At 71.7% G+C, this 17,247-nt stretch carries 18 protein-coding genes; 8 read left to right on the top strand and 10 right to left on the bottom strand.

What is annotated here, in order from left to right; genetic code table 11:
• Positions 1-10 precede the first annotated feature (10 nt).
• A complete protein-coding gene (locus ACZ48Z_RS35550) occupies positions 11-1,357 on the top strand; it encodes a nicotinate phosphoribosyltransferase (RefSeq protein WP_468740034.1) in 1,347 nt (448 codons plus the stop codon).
• Positions 1,358-1,460: 103 nt separating this feature from the next.
• Positions 1,461-2,048, top strand: coding sequence for an isochorismatase family protein (locus ACZ48Z_RS35545; RefSeq protein ID WP_468740033.1), 588 nt, complete (start codon positions 1,461-1,463; stop codon positions 2,046-2,048).
• A 619-nt stretch (positions 2,049-2,667) separates the two neighbouring features.
• Here the strand turns inward: ACZ48Z_RS35545 and ACZ48Z_RS35540 are convergent.
• A complete protein-coding gene (locus ACZ48Z_RS35540) occupies positions 2,668-3,420 on the bottom strand; it encodes a GbsR/MarR family transcriptional regulator (RefSeq protein WP_468740032.1) in 753 nt (250 codons plus the stop codon).
• A gap of 224 nt (positions 3,421-3,644) precedes the next feature.
• On the opposite strand from ACZ48Z_RS35540, the gene ACZ48Z_RS35535 reads away from it, so the two are divergent.
• Genes ACZ48Z_RS35535 through ACZ48Z_RS35525 form a run of 3 tightly spaced genes read left to right on the top strand, consistent with a single transcriptional unit; the run spans position 3,645 to position 6,102 of the window.
• Positions 3,645-4,316: a DUF4097 family beta strand repeat-containing protein gene (locus ACZ48Z_RS35535; protein WP_468740060.1), complete on the top strand. Its 672-nt coding sequence runs from the start codon at positions 3,645-3,647 to the stop codon at positions 4,314-4,316.
• A gap of 41 nt (positions 4,317-4,357) precedes the next feature.
• Entirely contained in the window at positions 4,358-5,320 is a 963-nt protein-coding gene (locus tag ACZ48Z_RS35530; RefSeq protein WP_468740031.1) for an ATP-binding cassette domain-containing protein, read from the top strand.
• The gene (locus ACZ48Z_RS35525; RefSeq protein WP_468740030.1) at positions 5,317-6,102 is read left to right on the top strand and encodes an ABC transporter permease; all 786 of its coding nucleotides are present in this window, start codon (positions 5,317-5,319) and stop codon (positions 6,100-6,102) included. Before ACZ48Z_RS35530 ends, ACZ48Z_RS35525 begins: the two co-directional genes overlap by 4 nt.
• Before the next feature lie 107 nt (positions 6,103-6,209).
• Here the strand turns inward: ACZ48Z_RS35525 and ACZ48Z_RS35520 are convergent, their stop codons facing one another.
• Positions 6,210-6,557, bottom strand: coding sequence for a hypothetical protein (locus ACZ48Z_RS35520; protein WP_468740029.1), 348 nt, complete (start codon positions 6,555-6,557; stop codon positions 6,210-6,212).
• 113 nt (positions 6,558-6,670) lie between these two features.
• Positions 6,671-9,025 carry an immune inhibitor A domain-containing protein gene (locus ACZ48Z_RS35515; RefSeq protein ID WP_468740028.1) on the bottom strand — a complete coding sequence of 785 codons (2,355 nt, stop codon included), beginning with the start codon at positions 9,023-9,025 and terminating at the stop codon, positions 6,671-6,673.
• 336 nt (positions 9,026-9,361) lie between these two features.
• On the opposite strand from ACZ48Z_RS35515, the gene ACZ48Z_RS35510 reads away from it, so the two are divergent.
• The gene (locus ACZ48Z_RS35510; protein ID WP_468740027.1) at positions 9,362-9,622 is read left to right on the top strand and encodes a hypothetical protein; all 261 of its coding nucleotides are present in this window, start codon (positions 9,362-9,364) and stop codon (positions 9,620-9,622) included.
• Between the two features lie 139 nt (positions 9,623-9,761).
• On the opposite strand, the gene ACZ48Z_RS35505 is transcribed toward ACZ48Z_RS35510, so the two are convergent.
• Together ACZ48Z_RS35505 and ACZ48Z_RS35500 are read right to left on the bottom strand one after the other, a co-directional pair.
• Positions 9,762-10,400, bottom strand: coding sequence for an RDD family protein (locus tag ACZ48Z_RS35505; RefSeq protein WP_468740026.1), 639 nt, complete (start codon positions 10,398-10,400; stop codon positions 9,762-9,764).
• A gap of 89 nt (positions 10,401-10,489) precedes the next feature.
• On the bottom strand, positions 10,490-12,229 hold the full coding sequence (locus tag ACZ48Z_RS35500; protein ID WP_468740025.1) for an RDD family protein: 1,740 nt from the start codon (positions 12,227-12,229) through the stop codon (positions 10,490-10,492).
• Positions 12,230-12,492: 263 nt separating this feature from the next.
• Here ACZ48Z_RS35500 and ACZ48Z_RS35495 point away from each other — a divergent pair, with 263 nt between their 5' ends.
• A complete protein-coding gene (locus tag ACZ48Z_RS35495) occupies positions 12,493-13,005 on the top strand; it encodes an SsgA family sporulation/cell division regulator (protein WP_468740024.1) in 513 nt (170 codons plus the stop codon).
• Positions 13,006-13,024: 19 nt separating this feature from the next.
• Here ACZ48Z_RS35495 and ACZ48Z_RS35490 read toward each other — a convergent pair whose 3' ends face one another.
• Positions 13,025-14,431: an FAD-binding oxidoreductase gene (locus tag ACZ48Z_RS35490; protein ID WP_468740023.1), complete on the bottom strand. Its 1,407-nt coding sequence runs from the start codon at positions 14,429-14,431 to the stop codon at positions 13,025-13,027.
• 92 nt (positions 14,432-14,523) lie between these two features.
• Here ACZ48Z_RS35490 and ACZ48Z_RS35485 point away from each other — a divergent pair, with 92 nt between their 5' ends.
• Complete coding sequence (locus ACZ48Z_RS35485) at positions 14,524-15,966, top strand: tetratricopeptide repeat protein (protein WP_468740022.1); 1,443 nt, start codon at positions 14,524-14,526, stop codon at positions 15,964-15,966.
• On the opposite strand, the gene nthA is transcribed toward ACZ48Z_RS35485, so the two are convergent.
• From nthA to ACZ48Z_RS35465, 4 genes are read right to left on the bottom strand one after another with little or no spacing between them, the layout of a single operon-like run.
• Positions 15,944-16,528, bottom strand: a complete 585-nt coding sequence (nthA, locus tag ACZ48Z_RS35480; RefSeq protein ID WP_468740021.1) for a nitrile hydratase subunit alpha — start codon at positions 16,526-16,528, stop codon at positions 15,944-15,946. The genes ACZ48Z_RS35485 and nthA overlap by 23 nt on opposite strands.
• Positions 16,518-16,817, bottom strand: coding sequence for an SH3-like domain-containing protein (locus ACZ48Z_RS35475; protein WP_468740020.1), 300 nt, complete (start codon positions 16,815-16,817; stop codon positions 16,518-16,520). Before ACZ48Z_RS35475 ends, nthA begins: the two co-directional genes overlap by 11 nt.
• Positions 16,810-17,091, bottom strand: coding sequence for a hypothetical protein (locus tag ACZ48Z_RS35470; RefSeq protein ID WP_468740019.1), 282 nt, complete (start codon positions 17,089-17,091; stop codon positions 16,810-16,812). Before ACZ48Z_RS35470 ends, ACZ48Z_RS35475 begins: the two co-directional genes overlap by 8 nt.
• 18 nt (positions 17,092-17,109) lie before the next feature.
• On the bottom strand, positions 17,110-17,241 hold the full coding sequence (locus ACZ48Z_RS35465; protein WP_468740018.1) for a hypothetical protein: 132 nt from the start codon (positions 17,239-17,241) through the stop codon (positions 17,110-17,112).
• Between the last annotated feature and the right edge of the window lie 6 nt (positions 17,242-17,247).

Below are 17,247 nucleotides of genomic sequence, written 5' to 3'. Positions count from 1 at the left end.
CATGCTCGTCATGAACACTGCGGATCTTGGGCTGCCGGTGGACGTTCCCTCGACGGCGCTCTTCACGGACCAGTACGAGCTCACGATGCTCCAGGCCGCGCTCAAGGCGGGTACCGCCGAACGGCGCAGCGTGTTCGAGGTCTTCACCCGTCGGCTGCCGGAGGGGCGGCGCTACGGCGTCGTCGCGGGCACCGGCCGGGTGCTGGACGCGGTGGAGAACTTCCGCTTCGACGCGGACGTCCTCGGCTTCCTCCGTGAGCGGGGCATCGTCGACGAGGAGACCCTGGACTGGCTGGCCTCCTACCGCTTCGGCGGTGACATCTGGGGCTACCCGGAGGGCGAGGTGTACTTCCCGGGCTCGCCGATCATGCGGGTGGAGGGCTCCTTCGCCGAGTGCGTGCTCCTGGAGACCGTGATCCTGTCGATCCTCAACCACGACTCCGCGATAGCCGCGGCCGCCTCCCGGATGTCCTCGGCCGCGGGCGACCGGCCACTGATCGAGATGGGCGCGCGCCGCACCCACGAGCTGTCCGCGGTGGCCGCCGCCCGCGCCGCCTACGTCGGCGGTTTCGCCACCACCTCCGACCTCGCCGCCGGTTTCCGCTACGGCATCCCCACGGTGGGCACCTCCGCCCACGCCTTCACCCTGCTGCACGACCAGGAGCGGGACGCCTTCCAGGCCCAGGTCGACTCGCTGGGCCGCAACACCACCCTGCTGGTGGACACCTACGACGTCACCGAGGCCGTCCGTACGGCCGTGGAGGTCGCCGGGCCCGAGCTGGGCGCCGTCCGCATCGACTCCGGCGACCTGCTCCTCGTCGCGCACCGGGTGCGGCAGCAGCTGGACGAGCTGGGCGCGAAGAGGACGCGGATCATCGTCACCTCCGACCTCGACGAGTACGCCATCGCCTCGCTGGCCGTGGCCCCGGTGGACGCGTACGGCGTCGGCACGCAGCTGGTGACCGGGTCCGGGCATCCGACCGCCTCGATGGTCTACAAGCTGGTCGCGCGCGCCGAGTCCGACGACCCGAAGGCGCCGCTGATCCCGGTCGCGAAGAAGTCGTCCGGCGGCAAGAGCTCGGTCGGCGGCCGCAAGTGGGCGGCGCGGCGGCTGGACGCGGACGGGGTCGCGGAGGCGGAGGTGGTGGGCACGGGCCCGGTTCCGCCCGCGCTCGCGGACCGGCAGCTGCTCGTCGAGCTGGTCAAGGGCGGCGAGGTCGTGGCGCGGGAGGCGCTGGACGTCGTACGCGACCGGCATGCGGCCGCGCGGGCCAACCTGCCGTTGTCGGCAACGCAGTTGTCGCGCGGAGAGCCTGTCATTCCGACGGAGTACGTACAGGGGCGCCCGGGTAGCTAATGCGGGTGCGCCCTCCCGCAGTGCCGTCGAAGTCTCTAGGCTCGTAAGTTCACCCTCCCCCGGGTTCGCAGGAGCCGGGGGACCGCCGTCGAAGGACACCACCATGCGCCGCGCCTTGATCGTCGTTGACGTGCAGAACGACTTCTGCGAAGGGGGCAGTCTCGCGGTGGCCGGGGGTGCCGATGTGGCCGCCGCCGTCACCGAGCTGATCGGGCAGGCGGCGGGCTCCGGCTACCAGCATGTGGTGGCCACCCGCGACCACCACATCGCGCCCGGCGGCCACTTCGCCGACAACCCGGACTTCGTGCACTCCTGGCCCGCGCACTGCGTCGCCGGTACGGAGGGAGTCGGGTTCCACCCGAACTTCGCGCCGGCCGTGGCCTCGGGCGCGGTCGACGCCGTGTTCGACAAGGGGGCGTACTCGGCTGCCTACAGCGGGTTCGAGGGCGCCGACGAGAACGGCGTGACGCTGGCCGACTGGCTGCGTGCGCGGAACGTGTCGGAGGTGGACGTGGTCGGGATCGCCACGGACCACTGCGTGCGGGCCACGGCTCTGGACGCGGCGCGGGAGGGTTTCCGCACGCAGGTGCTGCTGGACCTGACCGCCGGGGTCGCCGAGGCGACGACCGAGCGGGCGCTCGAGGAACTGCGCGAGGCGGGCGTGGAGCTGTCCGGGAAGCCGGTGGTGTAGGCCGGGGAGCGAGGCCGCTCGTCAAGCCGGTGGTCCAGCCGTGGGCGGCCGGAGGCCGGGGCGGTGGCGACCGGGGGGTCGGGCGGTGGGGCCCGGTGGTGCATCGGTAGGCGCAGGGCGGTTGCGGCCGGTGTGCCCGGTGGTCGAGGCGTAGGCGGCCGGGGGTGCCGGTGGGTGCCCGATGATCACGCTGTAGGCAGAGACGACGCCCGGTGGGCAGATCGCAGACCATCCGTGGCGGCCGGTCGGCACACCGTTCCGCCCGGGTCGGCCGGTGATCCGGCCGCCGGTCTCTGCCTTCCGGGGATGCCGGGGCAGGCGCCGGGGTCCGCCCCTCCGGGGGTGCCGGGGCGCGCGCCGGGGTCCGCCTGTCCGGAAACGCCCGGACAGCCGTCGGTGTCCGCCCGCCAGGAGGCGCCGGGACAGCCGCCAGGACCCGCCCCGGCCAGAGGGCGCCGGGGCAGCCGCCGAACCTCCGCCCGGCCAGAAGGTGCCGGAGCAGGCGCCGGGGCCCGCCCGTCAGGAGGCGCCAGGACAGCCGCCGGTCTCCGCCCCGGCCGGACGGTGCCGGTGCCGCCGCGGGCCGCCCGGCCGGGCGGAGGTGTGTAAGCGCTCGGTGTCAGTGGTGCTGGGGCGGCTGAGCGGTGGTGTGCGGGGGCGTTTCGGGTTTCGTGTGGAGGATGTCGCGGGCCTGGTCCGCGGCGCGGGCGATGCTCTCGGAGACGAAGTCGAGGAAGCGGGCCATGTTCTCCAGGCGGGTGGCGGCCGGGGTGCCCGAGCCGAGGACGCCGACGCCCTCGCGAGCGGTATCGGCGACCTGGGCGGTGGACCGGGCACTGGCCATCATCGACTCGTACATGATGTCGTCGTCGACGACATAGCGCTCCCGGCGGCGTTCGTCGCGTTCCCTGCGGACCAGGTCCTGGCTCTCCAGGAACGCGACGGCCTTGGAGACGGACGCCGGGCTGACCTGGAGGCGCTGGACGAGTTCGGACGCGGTGAGGCTGCCCGCGTCGCTGATGATGAGGCAGGCCATCACCCGGGCCGTCATCTTGGGCATGCCCGACTGCATGAAGACGGTGGTCATCGTCTCCTCGTACTCGCGCACGGCGTCGACGTCACGGCCGTGGGCCGGCGGCGGCACATCCGGCCCGCGGGGCGCGGCCTGCCTGCGGCGGTGGGCGCGGTGTTCGGTGGCGCGGTGGGCGAGGTCGGCGCGGTAGGCGGTGGGGCCGCCGTTGCGCATGACCTCACGCGTGATGGTCGAGGTCGGGCGGTCCAGGCGTCGGGCGACCTCGGCGTAGGCGAGGCCGTCCGCCAGTCCCAGCGCGATCTGCTGTCGTTCCTGCTGGGTGAGCCTGCCTCCCGGCATCGCGGTCTCCTTATGTGGTGCGTGGTGTCTCCAGCATAGCGTTCACCTTCAATCTGTTGCAACGATTCACTCTCTGACGTTGCGTTATCTTCAGGCTCGTTGCAATGAAATATGGCAGCTGAGCTGCAGCTACGACCTCCACTTGCAACAAGCTTGTTGCCTGAATCATAAACGCAACGTAGCTTTTCCCTCATCGGAAACAGCGACAAGCACTGGAGAGCATGATGCAGAAGTTCGCCACCACCACCCCGGTCACCGCCGTTCTGGACCTCCCCGCCGGCCGCATCCAGGTCATCGCCGCCGACCGCACCGACACCACGGTCCAGGTCCTGCCCGCCGACCCCGGCAAGAGCCGCGACGTGCGGGCCGCGGAGCAGATCACGGTCACCTACGACGACGGCGTCCTCAGGGTCACCGCTCCGGCCCCGGCGAACCGGATCGTCGGCCACTCCGGGTCCGTCGAGGTGATCCTCCAGGTCCCGGCCGGATCGCACGTCGAGGCCACCACGGCCGCCACCGGGTTCCGGGTCGTCGGACGCCTCGGCGACATCGCCTTCAAGGGCGCACACGGCCCGGTCAAGATCGACGAGGCCGCCGGTGTCGAGCTCACCGCCGCCGACAGCGACGTCACCGTCGGACGCCTGACCGGGCCCGCCCGGATCACCACGCAGAAGGGCGACATCCGCGTCGCCGAGGCCGTACGCGGCACGGTCGAACTGACCACGCAGATGGGCTCCATCTCGGTCGGCACCGCCCGGGGAACCTCCGCCACCCTCGACGCCGGCACCGGCTACGGCCGCGTCGACAACACCCTGCGAAACAGCGACGGCCCCGCCGCCGACCTGCGCATCCGCGCCACCACCACGCACGGCGACATCACCGCCCGCAGCCTCTGACACCCGCCTTCGACTCCCGCCTCCGCAGAGGAGCACCCCTCATGACCCACCTGGCCATCGCGGCGAACGGGCTGCGCAAGTCCTACGGCGACAAGACCGTCCTGGACGGCGTCGACCTGGCCGTCCCGGAAGGAACGGTCTTCTCCCTGCTCGGCCCGAACGGGGCAGGCAAGACCACCGTCGTCAAGATCCTCTCCACCCTCGTCTCCGCCGACCGGGGCACCGGCGGCATCCACATCGGCGGCCACGACCTGGCCGCCGACCCGCAGGCCGTGCGTGCCGCGATCGGGGTCACCGGGCAGTTCTCCGCCGTGGACGGGCTGATCACCGGCGAGGAGAACATGCTCCTCATGGCCGACCTGCACCACCTCTCCCGACAGGAGGGGCGCAGGGTCACTGCCGAACTGCTGGAGAGGTTCGATCTCACCGAGGCCGCGAAGAAGCCGGCCTCCACGTACTCCGGGGGCATGAAGCGCCGCCTGGACATCGCCATGACCCTGGTGGGCGGCCCGCGGATCATCTTCCTCGACGAACCGACCACGGGTCTCGACCCGCGTTCCCGGCACACCATGTGGCAGATCATCCGGGAGCTGGTCTCCGACGGCGTCACCGTCTTCCTCACCACCCAGTACCTGGAGGAGGCCGACGAGCTCGCCGACCGGATCGCCGTACTCCACGACGGCAGGATCGCCGCCGAGGGCACTGCGGAGGAGCTGAAGCGGCTCGTCCCCGGCGGCCACGTGCGGCTCCGCTTCACCGACCCGGACGGCTACCGGGGCGCCGCCGCCGCGCTCGGTGAGGTCACCCGGGACGACGAGTCGCTGTCGTTGCGGATTGCCGGTGACGGCAGCCAGCGCGAGCTGCGCGCCATCCTCGACCGCCTCGACGCGGCCGGTGTCGAGGCCGACGAGCTGACCGTGCACACCCCCGACCTCGACGACGTCTTCTTCGCCCTGACGGGCGGCGCCGACGTCACCGACCCGAGCAAGGAGAACGTCCGATGAGCACCCTCTCCCTCGCCGTGCGCGATTCGACGACGATGCTGCGCCGCAACCTCCTGCACGCCCGTCGCTACCCCTCGCTGACGCTGAACCTGCTGCTCACGCCGGTCATGCTGTTGCTGCTCTTCGTCTACGTCTTCGGCGACACCATGAGCGCGGGGATCGGCGGCGGCGACCGCTCCGACTACGTCGCCTATCTCGTCCCGGGGCTGCTGCTGATGACCATCGGCTCCACCACGATCGGGACGGCGGTCTCCGTCTCCTCCGACATGTCCGAGGGCATCATCGCCCGCTTCCGGACGATGGCGATCCACCGTGGTTCGGTGCTCGTCGGGCACGTCGTCGGCAGTGTGGTCCAGGCGGTCGTGAGCGTGGTCCTCGTGGGCGCCGTAGGCGTCGCCATCGGCTTCCGCTCCACCGACGCCACCGCCCTGGAGTGGCTCGCGGCGTTCGGCCTGCTCGTGCTCTTCGCCACCGCGCTCACCTGGATCGCGGTCGGAATGGGCCTGATCAGCCCCAACGCCGAGGCCGCGAGCAACAACGCCATGCCGCTGATCTTCCTGCCGCTCATCTCCAGCACGTTCGTCCCGGTCGACGCGATGCCGGGCTGGTTCCAGCCGATCGCGCAGTACCAGCCCTTCACGCCGGCCATCGAGACCCTGCGCGGTCTGCTGCTCGGCACCGAGATCGGCGACAACGGCTGGCTCGCCGTCGCCTGGTGCGTGGGCCTCGCGGTGCTCGGGTACCGCTGGTCGGCCTCGAAGTTCGACCAGGATCCGAAGTAACCGCCGTGACAGCGCGGGCCGGCTCCCGCACCCCGTCCCACCGCAGGGCGGCGTACACCGACACCTCGTCGGAGTACGCCGCCCTGTCCGGCTGGGCAGCGCGCCCTCTACGCCGCCGGTGCCGCCGGGCGCCTGAGCAGGCTCCGGATCGGGTGCCACAGCTCCTGGGCGAGCTCGGGGCCGCCCACGACAGCGTTGTCGGGGGCGGTACGCCATATCAGGCCGTCCGGGTGGTGCAGTACGGCGGTGATCTCGTCCGGGCTCGGCGGCTCGGCGTTGCCCCGCAGGTACACCGCGCGCAGGCCCAGGTTGCGCAGCCTGGTCAGGGCGCGCGCCCGGTTCCGGGAGTGCACGAGCACCCGCACGCTGCCGCAGCCGTCGGTGGGCGGGCGGGGCAGGTTCAGTGCCACCACCACCATGCCGTTCGGCAGCTTGCAGAAACCTCCTGCGGCCATGCAGTCACACCCCCGTGTGCGTCGGTGTCAATAAGAAAGCCACAGGACGCACCTAAACACGATCGGCGGCAACCCGCCAGGGGTTGCCGCCGATACGCTTTTGACCTGCGGTTTTACTTCTTCTTGGCCGAAGGTCCGACCTGGAGCGTGACTGTCTGGCCGTTCAGCGGCTCCTTGACGATCACTATCCGGGTGTTGGTGTCAGTGATCTTGACACCGGCGAGCGGGTTCGTCGTGTCGTAGTACGTCGACCGCCGGTCGTCGAAGACCGGGACGCCCGGCTTCGACTTGATCTTCGTCGCGACGTCGGCCTGGTGGAGCGTGATCGCGTCCGTCGGGTACCAGCTGAAGGTGGAGTCGTAGGCCTGGATGCGGTTGCGCATCAGCGTGCCGTCGGACCACTTCAGCGCGGTCGGGTGGGAGTCGACCGGGAGGATCAGGCCCTCGCCCGGGTGCTGGCTGGTGTTGTCGTCCGCCTGCGAGGTGTCCCACTTCCAGATCAACAGACCGTTCTGGTAGGCGTAGTGCTCCACCCAGGCCGGACGGGTCGTCGAGAAGCCGTAGTTGTAGGGACCGACCTTCAACACCTTGTCGTAGGACACGTATTGGCGGTTCTCGGCGAGGTAGTACTGCGCGTAGTCGTCCGTGATGGACCCGCCGATGCGCGAGAAGCCGGTCGCGGTCCAAGCGGCGTCCGCAGCCTCGGCGTTGTCGGAGAACAGGGTCGCGCCGTCGGCGGTCACCGTGATCTCGTCGGCCGCGAAGCCCTTCTGGGCCACGCCGCCGTCGGTGGCGTAGCGGAAGCGCAGCTGGATCTTCTGGCCCGCGTAGGCGTTCAGCGGGAAGGTCAGCTTCTGGTAGGCGTCCACCGTGCCGGTGAGGGCAGGCTTGCCGCTGCCGTCCTTCGGGATGGCGGTGCCGTCGGCCAGAGTGCCGTCGATCGGCGTCCAGTTGGAGCCGTCGGTGGAGACCTCGGTGTAGAGGTAGTCGTAGTCCTGCTCGATGTCCCACCAGCCGTCGAGGGTCAGTGCCGCCGACGTCTTTCCGGTCAGGTCGACCGAGCGGGTCAGGGTGTTGCGCAGGTCGTCACCGCTGCCGCTCCACCACTGGGTCGCACCCTGCGCCGGGGTGACCACCTCGGTGGTGACCTCCTTCTCCGGCAGCTGGACCACGAGCGCCTGGGCGTCCTTGGTGTTGTACTCCGCGACGCCGAGCTTGTGGTTGGAGCGCTTGCCGGCCTTGGCCACGTCGTAGTCGAGCCAGCCCAGCTGGAGCTTGTCCCAGGCGTTCATGTCGCCCGGCAGGTCGCCGATCGACTGCTTGCCGGTGCCGAGCCAGGAGCCGGAGGACATCAACGTCCAGAAGCCGGTGGAGTTCTCGCCGCCGCCGGAGGTGTCGTACTCGTCGGGCAGGCCGAGGTCGTGGCCGTACTCGTGGGCGTAGACGCCCAGGCCGCCGTTCTCGGGCTGGATGGTGTAGTCGCCGACCCAGACGCCGGTGTTGCCGATCTGGGTGCCGCCGAGCTTGTTGCCGGAGGGGCCGGTGGAGCCGGCGTCGGTGCCGAAGGCGTACCAGCGGTGCGCCCAGATGGCGTCCTCGCCCTGGGCGCCGCCGCCCGCGGACTCGTCCTCGCCGGCGTGCACGATCTGGAAGTGGTCGATGTAGCCGTCGGGCTCGTTGAAGTTGCCGTCGCCGTCGAAGTCGTAGCGGTCCCACTGGTCGAACTGGGCCAGTTCCGCGCTGATCTCGGCGGCCGTGTCACCGGCGGCCTCGCGGTCGGCGACCCAGGCGTTGACGCCGTCCTGGACCGCGTACCAGGCGCCGGTCGCGGCGTCGTTGGAGCCGTAACGGGCCTCGTTGTACGGGACCTTGACCCAGTCGGTGACCTCGCCCTCGACCGAGTAGCGGCCCGAGGACTGCTTCTCGTAGTACTTCTTCAGCGACTCGCTCTTCTTGCCGGTGCCGAAGTACAGGTCCTGGAAGTGCGACTGGTTGTAGTCCGCCTGCCAGGCCGTGCTGTTGTCCTGCTTGCGGTCCGGCTGGGCGATCTTGTTGTGCAGCGGACCGGCCGTGCCGCCGTAGCGGGGGTCCACCTGGTCGCCGAACTCGACCAGGATGGTGAAGATCTTGTCGGTCTTCTCGCGGCCGAGTTCGACGTACTTGCTGTCGCCCTTGCGGCTCTTGAGCTGGACCACCTTGGAGCCGTCGCGGTTCTTCACCGTGGCGGCGCCGGATATGACCTGGTCGAGCGCCTCCTGGCGCTGCGCCTGCCGGGTCTTGGTCAGCGGGCCGTCGAAGTCGTGCTCCCTGGCCTTCGCCGGCTGCGGGTCCTGTCGGCCGACCGCGGTGGTCTCCGCGAACTTGTCGTCCGCGGCCTGTGCCACGGCGAACGTCGAGAACGTGACCGAAGCCGCCGTGAGGGCGGCCACCGTCGCGGCCGTTCTGAACGTCCAGGATCTGTCTGTCACTTGCGCCTCTCCCCTTTAGTCAAGTGACCGGTATTTGACTAAAGGTTGAGGAAAAAAGACAGATCTTGACTTGGACCCGTCAAGTGCATTAATGGGAGCCCGTGTTCGCATTGCGGACACGTGACTGCAACACGACAGGCGCGTACAGAGGTCCACTTGGTGGACGCCATGAATCCGTGCGCCCCCTGTGCTCCGGCACTGTTGGTTAGGTCACGCTTACCGTTCGTTCCGCTCGGGCACACAGCCGATTAGAGTCGGTTGGCGGAACGCCCGGGTGTCGGCGGAATGCCAGGACGACACCCCCCGTGGACCCCCAATTCCGAGGACACGATTGCCATGCCTCGTCCGACTGCCGCACAGCTCCTCTACGGTTCGATCACCGTCGTCTTCTCGGCGCTCGCCATGCTGCTGCTGTCACAGACGAGTTCGACCGTGGGGACCGCGGTCATCGCCGTCTCGGCGCTCGCCCTCGGCCTGCTGGTCGCCATGACGGTGCCGCAGCCCAAGTCCCGCGTGGTGGCGCTGCGCAAGCCCGTACGGCACACGGCGGAAGAGCCCGTGCCTGCCGTGGCCACGAGCTCCAAGACCGCTGCCTGAACCCTGATTCCACCGCACCGCGCGCTCCGGCCCGCCCCTCGGATCCTTCGGGTCGGCCCGGGCGCGCGGTCGCGTCGTCCTCGGGTCCCCGGCGTCGTCGGCCGGGTCCTCCCCGCGACGACGGCCGGGGCCGTCCGGGTCAGTCGCTGCTGACCACGACCGTCTTCGCCGCCTTGTCGTGCAGGCCCTGCTTGTAGGGCTTGTCGAAGTAGCTCCAGCCGCCCGAGATCGCGGTCCAGATGCAGGCGCAGCAGAACGCGAACGGGATCCACAGCACCGCCGAGCGGATCAGCGTGGTCTGCACGGAGGGCGTGGAGCCGTTGTCGAGGTTCGCCACCCGCATCCCGAGCCACTTCTTGCCGAGCGTCTGCCCGGACCGGGTGATCATGACGGTGTCGTAGGCGATGTAGAGCACCGCCGCGAGGAGCGACTGCGCGAGCGACTTGCCGTACTGCATGTCGTCGCTGTTGACGTCGTACTCGCTCACCCCGAGGCCCCAGGTGATCAGCCCGACGACGACGGCCACCAGGATCATGTCGATGATGCGCGCCAGCGTGCGCCGGCCACTGGCGGCCAGGGGCGGCATGCCGGACAGCGGATCGGTGGGGTAGGAGCCGCCGCCGTACGGATCGCCGCCCTGGGGGCCGCCGCCGTAGGGCGGCGGCGGGGACGGCGTGCTGTACGGCGATCCCGAGCCCTCGGCAGGCGGGGGCTGCTTCCTGAACGGGTCGTCATCCGGCGGCTGCTGGCCGGAGCCCGGAGGCGGTTCGCTGCTCATGGCCCGAGTCGACCGCGAACCTCCCGGCTCCGCATCCGGCGAGCGGCCGTCCGGAGTACCGAATCGTGTACGCCCTTCGCCGTACCCGCTCAGCCGGCCACGAACGTATGGGCCGCCTTGTCGTGCCAGCACTGGCGCCACGGCCGGTCGAACAGGCACCACACGACGCCCACGAGGCCGATACCGAGCAGGCCCGGGACGCTGTAGACGAGCCAGCGGCGCAGGGCACCGCCGAAGGACGGGGGCTCGTGGCCCTCGATGTCCCGCACGTCCAGGCCGAACAGCTTCTTGCCGAGGGTGCGGCCCCACTTGGCGGTGGGCAGCGCCTCGTACAGGACACCGGCGACGAGGAGGACCGCGACCACGATGCCGAGGTACACCGACGTGGTGCCGTCCAGCAGCCAGACCGTCACGGTCTCGCCGGACAGCTTGGCCGCGTCGACCTTCTCGCTCACGTGGTCGGCCGCCCTGGTGCCGAGGGGCACGGCGGCCACGGCGGTCACGGCGCCGACGACGAGGGTGTCGAGGAGCCGCGCGGCCAGGCGCTTGCCGAGGCCCGCGGGTCGCGCGGAGGCCTGGCGGCGGGCGGCCGCCTGGAAGATGTCCTCGACCGGCGGCTTCCAGGGAGCGGGCTGCTCCTCGTCGGGCCCGGCGAGCCGGTGCACCTGCTGCGCCCAGGACGGCTGACCGCCACCGTGACCGGCGCTCATGGGGGCGCTCATGGGGGTGGCGGCGGGCTGGGGGCCGTGGTGCTGCGGAGCACCTTGCTGTCCTGCGGCCTGCTGGGGCAGACCCGGAGAGCCCGTCTGCGGGCCGGCGGCGGGGGCGGGCTGCGGGGAGCCGGAGAGGGCGCCGGCAGGGGCGGAGGCGGGGCCCTGCGGGCCTGGAGCACCGGCGACCGCGGCCCGCTCGGCGGCGGCCTTTCCGGCACCGAAGCCGGGGCCCTGCGGGCCGTCGGCCGCGGGGGGCTGGGCGGTGGGGCCGGCGTACGCGGGACCGGACGTGCTCCCGCTCTGCGCCCCGGGACCCGCGCTCTGCTGCGCCGTGCGCGGGGAGAGCGCGCGGAACGTCATGGTGCCGTCGTCGGCGCCGGGGTCGGCGGGGCCGGGGACCCGGGGAGCGCCGGGGGCACTGCCACCGGTCCGCTGCGCGGCTCCCGCCGCTGTCCCGGACCCTGCCGTGGGCCTGCGGAAGACTCGGGTGCCGCCGTCCTCGTCGGGCTCGGCGGGCGGGATGGTCGCCGTGCCGTCGGTACGGGCGGCGCGGCCGTCCGGCTGGGCCGGGGCGGAGACGTCGGCGGAGCGCCCGGCACCGGCCACCCTCGGGTCGGCCCCCTGCGGCACCCCGGGCTGCGCGCCCTGCTGCGGCACGCCGTGCTGGGCGCTCTGAGGGACCCCGCCCTGTCGGCCACCGTACGCGGCGGCCTGAGGCGCCCCGCCCTGCTCGGCCTGCGCGGCACCCTGCGGGGACCCCCACGACACCCGGCGGTCCTGGTCGCCGCCGAAGCCCGCCTGGTGGGCCCGGTCCGCGGACCACGCGGACGCGGGTTCGGGGCGGCTGCCGTGCAGGGCGTCGGCGGCGGGTCCCCCGGCCGGGTCCTCGTCGAAGAAGTGCGGGCCCGTCTCCTCGACCTGGGCCGGGGCCGGGGCGGGCGCGGAGCCCTCGCCCGCGGGCGGGGCGAGCGGTTCGCCGGCCGCCGGGGCGGGGCGGCTGGTGCCCGGCACCCAGGAGCCACCGTTCCAGTAACGGACATATCCAGGAATGGACGGGTCCGGGTAATAGCCCTCGCGGGGCCTGTCGTCACCGGGTGCCGGGGTTGGGGCGCTCATGTCCGTCGTCCCGTATCTGCTCGGGGGTCAATAGAGGGGGCTCCACATCTATCAGACCGGCGCAAGACCCACCGCCAGTCCCACCGGACCCACCCCTTTTGAGCACGACCGTGATATCGGCCGCGGTGCCGCCCGTGCCCCGTCCATGACCCCGGCGGAAAAAAGTTCGCCGAACCCGCGTAATGATGCCGGCCGCTGCCCCCTCTCCACTCGTACGGGCCCACCGCAGGACCCGTACGAGAGCCGAGAGAGGAACGAACGACATGCACCACACCGTGGTTGAGCGCGAACTGGAGCTCAAACTGATCCTGTCGCCCGAGCGCAGCATCCCGGTCCCGGCCCGGCTGGGCTACCGCAGCGACGACCCCTTCGCCGTCCACGTCACCTTCCACATCGGCTCGGACCACCCCGTGCACTGGACCTTCGCCCGCGAACTCCTCGTGGAGGGGGTGTTCCGGCCGTGCGGGCACGGGGACGTGCGGGTGTGGCCGACGAAGGTCGCGGGTCGCAGTGTCGTGCTGATGGCGCTGAGCTCACCGGGCGGCGACGCCCTTCTGGAGGCCCCCGCCGCGCAGGTGTCGGCCTGGCTGGAACGCACGCTGAGGGTGGTCCCCCCGGGCTCTGAGGCGGAGCAGCTCGGCATCGACGACGGCCTCGCCGAGCTGCTGGCGCCCTCCCCCACTTTCGGCTCCGCTCAAGCGGGGGGACCCCCATCGGCCGACGACCTCTGGCTGCGCGACCCGTGGCCGGGCGACGAGTTGACGGACGGGGAGTGATCCAGCGCCGGGGAGCGGATCAGAACAGCTTGCCGGGGTTGAGGATGCCCAGCGGATCGAAGACCCCCTTCACCGCGCGCTGCATCTCCACCCCCACCGGGCCGATCTCGCGCGCCAGCCACTCCTTCTTCAGTACGCCCACCCCGTGCTCGCCGGTGATCGTGCCGCCGAGCTCCAGGCCGAGGGCCATGATCTCGTCGAAGGACTCGCGGGCACGCCGGGACTCCTCGGGGTCGGCCGCGTCGAAGCAGACGGTCGGGTGGGTGTTGCCGTCGCCCGCGTGGGCGACGACACCGATGGTGAGCTGGTACTTCTCGCCGATCCGCTCGGTCCCTTCGAGCATCTCGGCGAGCCGGGAGCGGGGCACGCACACGTCGTCGATCATCGTGGTGCCCTTGACGGCTTCGAGGGCGGTGAGGGACAGCCGGCGGGCCTGGAGCAGGAGTTCGGACTCGGCGGCGTCGTCGGCCGGGACCACCTGTGTCGCGCCCGCCGCCTCGCACAGCGCGCCGACGGCCGCGAGGTCGGCCGCCGGGTCCGTGGTGTCGAAGGCCGCGAGGAGAAGGGCCTCGGTGCTCTCCGGGAGTCCCATGTGCGCCAGGTCGTTGACGGCCTTGACGGTCGTACGGTCCATGAGTTCGAGGAGGGACGGCACGTGCCCGCCCTCCATGATCCGGCACACCGCGTCGCAGGCGGCGGCCCCGGAGGCGAACTCGGCGGCCAGCACCAGCTGTGCGGGCGGCTGCGGCCGCAGGGCCAGGGTCGCCCGGACGACGATCCCGAGCGAGCCCTCCGAGCCGACGAAGAGGCGGGTCAGGTCGTATCCGGCGACGCCCTTGGCGGTACGGCGGCCCGTGGACATGAGCCTTCCGTCGGCGAGGACGACGTCGAGGCCGAGGACGTACTCCGCCGTCACGCCGTACTTCACGCAGCACAGTCCGCCGGAGGCGGTGCCGATGTTGCCGCCGATCGTGCACATCTCCCAGCTGGAGGGGTCCGGCGGGTAGTAGAGGCCGAGTTCGTTCACCGCGCGGGAGAGGGTCGCGTTGACGACGCCCGGTTCGACGACGGCGATGCGGTCGACCGGGTTGATCTCCAGGATCCGGTCCATCCTCGTCAGGGACAGCACGATGCAGCCGTCGGAGGCGTTGGCCGCGCCCGACAGGCCCGTGCGGGCGCCCTGCGGGACGACCGGGACGCGCAGTTCGGTGGCGATGCGCATGACGTGCTGGACCTGCTCGACGGTGCGCGGCAGGACGACCACGGCGGGGGTGCCGGCCGGGCAGAAGCTCGCCATGTCGTTGGCGTAGGAGGCCGTGACGTCCGGGTCGACGAGGACGGCCTCGGCGGGCAGACCGCTCAGCAGACGGTCGACGAGGTTGCCCGTGTCCTCGTCGCGGGGCGCTTCGATACGGCTCATGATCACAGCGTCGCACCGGGGGCCATCGGTGTGAACCCCGTCTGCGGCAGCTGCCGCGCACCGGGGTGTGGTCGTCGTATTGACGCACAGTGAGCGCCATGGAGAACCAAGCCACGGAGAACCCGTCGCAGGAGCGGCGCGTCCGGCTGTACGGGCGGCTGGTGATCGCCGCCGTCGCGGGATGCGCGGCGCTCGGCACGGTGCTGATGCTGCTGCCCTCGGAGGGTACGGCGACCCGCGCGCCCGCCCCGGCCCCGGGCGCCCAGGCCCTGACGGCGGTCGCCGCCGGGGTACCGGCCGCGCTGCCCGACCTGGCGGTGCTGATCGGTGAGCGGGAGAGCCATCTGCGCAGGCATCCGCGGGACGCCGAGTCGTGGGCGGTGCTCGGGACGGCGTATGTCGAGCAGGGGCGGCGCACGGCCGACACGGCGTTCTACCCGCGGGCCGACACCGCGTTGCGGAGGTCCCTGAAGGTGCGCGGCAGCGCGCAGGCCCTCGGTGGTCTTGCCGCCCTCGCGAACGCGCGCCGGGACTTCCGGGCCGCACAAGCCTGGGGTGAGGCCGCGCGGAAGCTGGAGCCGAAGCGCTGGACGACGTATCCGCAGCTGATCGACGCGTACACGGGGCTCGGCGACTACAAGGCGGCCGACAGGGCGCTGGAGACGCTGACGGAGCTGCGCTCGGGTCCCGCGGTGATGGCCCGGACGGCGGCCGTGTACCGGGACCGGGGCCGGCGCGAGGACGCGGCGGCCCAGCTCGCGGACGCGGCGGCTCGGGCGCAGGCACCGGCCGAGCAGGCGGCCTGTCTGGAGCGGGCCGGAGAGCTCGCCTGGGAGCGCGGTGACCGCGAGGACGCGCTGCGGCACTTCCAGGAGGCGGTCCGCGTCGACCCCGACCAGCGGGCCGCGCAGGCCGGACAGGGCCGGGTGCTGGCGGCACTGGGCCGCACCACGGAGGCCCTGAGCGCGTACCGGATGGCTCTCGCGAAGCAGCCGCTGCCTCAATACGCGCTGGAACTGGGCGAGTTGTACGAGTCGCTGGGGCTGGGGCAGGCGGCCCGGGTGCAGTACGACCTGCTGCGGGCCCAGGTGCGGGCCGCGGCGGTGTCCGGGGCCGACGAGGAGCTGGTCCTCGGGCGGTTCGAGGCGGACCACGGGGATCCCGTCTCGGCCGTACGGCGGCTGCGGGCCGAGTGGCGACGGCAGCCGGGGATCGAGGTGGCTGACGCCCTGGGGTGGGCGCTGCACCGGGCGGGCGGGGACACGGAGGCCCTGTGGTACGCCCGGATCGCGACGGACAGGGTGCACGGGGGCCGGGTGCGCAGCGCGCCGTACGCCTATCACCTGGGCATGATCGAGAAGGAGTTGGAGCAGTACGCCCCCGCGCACCGGCACCTTGAGGAGGCGCTGCGGATCAACCCCTACTTCTCGCCCTCGGGGGTGCGGGCGGCGCGGGAGGCGTTGGCGGTGCTGGGGGACGTGCCGGACACGGGTGTGCCGGTGATGGACGCGAAGGCGGTCACACCGCGGCCGTACCGATGAGGGCGTTCCTCGTCACCAGCGCCGCCAGCTCCTCCTCCCCCAGTCCTTCGGTGCCCTGTGGTCTGCGGGGCAGGACCAGGTAGCGGGTCTCCGCGCTGGAGTCCCAGACCGTGATGTCGACGGAGTCGGGGAGCGTGAGCCCGAACTCCCGCAGGACCTCACGGGGTTCGCGGACCACGCGGGAGCGGTAGGCCTCGGACTTGTACCAGCTGGGGGACGGGCCGAGGAGGCGGAGCGGGTAGCAGGAGCAGAGGGTGCAGACGACGACGTTGTGGCGGGTCTCGGTGTTCTCCACGACCCGCAGGCGCTGGAACGAGCCCTCCATGTAGCCGAGTTCACGGACCGCCGCCGTGCCGTCGCTCAGCAGGCGGGCCCTGAAGCCGGCGTCGGTCCAGGCGCGTGCGACGACCCGCGTCCCGTTCGCCGGCGAGGACTCCGCGAGGAACGCGTCGATCGCCTCGTCCAGCCGCTCGCCGGTGATCAGGCCCTTCTCCTCCAGCAGGGTCTCCAGTCGCCGCACCCGCCGGGCGGTCGTCGCGTCGGTGTGGTGGTCACCGCTCATCGGGACGGTCCTCCTCCAAGTAGCTCTCCCACAGGTCCAGTACGACGTGGTGGTCGCCCTCGCCCCAGAGGTCACGGGCCTCGAAGCGGACCGCGTAGATCTGCTCGACGGGTGCGTCGCCCCGGCCCTGCGCGCTGACGTCGGCCAGTTCGTCCGGGCCCTCCGGCTCGACGACCACGCCCCGCTTGCCGCGCGCGTACCTCGGCAGGCGGGTGTGGTGCGGCGGGTCGTGGCGGAAGGTGCGGACCGGGGTGCCGGGCGGGAAGCGGTCGGGAGACGCGTCAGTCATCGAGCTCACCCGGCTCGATCACACCTTTGCGTTCCAGGAGCGAGCAGATCGCCAGGAACCAGCGCTCGTAGTACGAGGTCGCGAGGTACTGCGCCGGCGGCATCGACTCGATCGTGTCCCGGAACTCGTTGGTGTTGAAGATCCCCTGTGCGCGCAGGGTGTTGTAGAGCCCGACCACCCGGGCCTCCCAGTCCGCCTGGAAGGGCTCGGCGTCGTCGGTGGTGTCGATCGGCCCGAAGCCCTGGGTGCCGCCCACGTCGTTGATCCTGGCCATGGGGTCAGCCTACGAGTGTCACGCGGGCCGGGGCTTGCAGTAGAGGGAGAACCGGCGCGCCCCGCCGCTCCGGAGGACCGTGCGCTCGTGGAGCGTCTTCTTCCAGAGCCGGCGGACCGCCGGCACGGACAGGTCGAAGCGTTCGGTCACGGTCCC

It is taken from the genome of Streptomyces sp. NPDC031225 (assembly GCF_055570355.1).
The sequence above is the reverse complement of the archived record's forward strand: the minus strand, read 5'-3'. Positions and strand labels throughout refer to the sequence as shown.

What these genes read in the sequence shown, in the direction of transcription:
- ACZ48Z_RS35550 (WP_468740034.1), top strand. Translation starts at nt 11, where the DNA reads ATGAACACTGCGGATCTTGGGCTGCCGGTGGACGTTCCCTCGACGGCG.
- ACZ48Z_RS35545 (WP_468740033.1), top strand. Translation starts at nt 1,461, where the DNA reads ATGCGCCGCGCCTTGATCGTCGTTGACGTGCAGAACGACTTCTGCGAA.
- ACZ48Z_RS35540 (WP_468740032.1), bottom strand. Translation starts at nt 3,420, where the DNA reads ATGCCGGGAGGCAGGCTCACCCAGCAGGAACGACAGCAGATCGCGCTG.
- ACZ48Z_RS35535 (WP_468740060.1), top strand. Translation starts at nt 3,645, where the DNA reads ATGCAGAAGTTCGCCACCACCACCCCGGTCACCGCCGTTCTGGACCTC.
- ACZ48Z_RS35530 (WP_468740031.1), top strand. Translation starts at nt 4,358, where the DNA reads ATGACCCACCTGGCCATCGCGGCGAACGGGCTGCGCAAGTCCTACGGC.
- ACZ48Z_RS35525 (WP_468740030.1), top strand. Translation starts at nt 5,317, where the DNA reads ATGAGCACCCTCTCCCTCGCCGTGCGCGATTCGACGACGATGCTGCGC.
- ACZ48Z_RS35520 (WP_468740029.1), bottom strand. Translation starts at nt 6,557, where the DNA reads ATGGCCGCAGGAGGTTTCTGCAAGCTGCCGAACGGCATGGTGGTGGTG.
- ACZ48Z_RS35510 (WP_468740027.1), top strand. Translation starts at nt 9,362, where the DNA reads ATGCCTCGTCCGACTGCCGCACAGCTCCTCTACGGTTCGATCACCGTC.
- ACZ48Z_RS35505 (WP_468740026.1), bottom strand. Translation starts at nt 10,400, where the DNA reads ATGAGCAGCGAACCGCCTCCGGGCTCCGGCCAGCAGCCGCCGGATGAC.
- ACZ48Z_RS35500 (WP_468740025.1), bottom strand. Translation starts at nt 12,229, where the DNA reads ATGAGCGCCCCAACCCCGGCACCCGGTGACGACAGGCCCCGCGAGGGC.
- ACZ48Z_RS35495 (WP_468740024.1), top strand. Translation starts at nt 12,493, where the DNA reads ATGCACCACACCGTGGTTGAGCGCGAACTGGAGCTCAAACTGATCCTG.
- ACZ48Z_RS35485 (WP_468740022.1), top strand. Translation starts at nt 14,524, where the DNA reads ATGGAGAACCAAGCCACGGAGAACCCGTCGCAGGAGCGGCGCGTCCGG.
- nthA (WP_468740021.1), bottom strand. Translation starts at nt 16,528, where the DNA reads ATGAGCGGTGACCACCACACCGACGCGACGACCGCCCGGCGGGTGCGG.
- ACZ48Z_RS35475 (WP_468740020.1), bottom strand. Translation starts at nt 16,817, where the DNA reads ATGACTGACGCGTCTCCCGACCGCTTCCCGCCCGGCACCCCGGTCCGC.
- ACZ48Z_RS35470 (WP_468740019.1), bottom strand. Translation starts at nt 17,091, where the DNA reads ATGGCCAGGATCAACGACGTGGGCGGCACCCAGGGCTTCGGGCCGATC.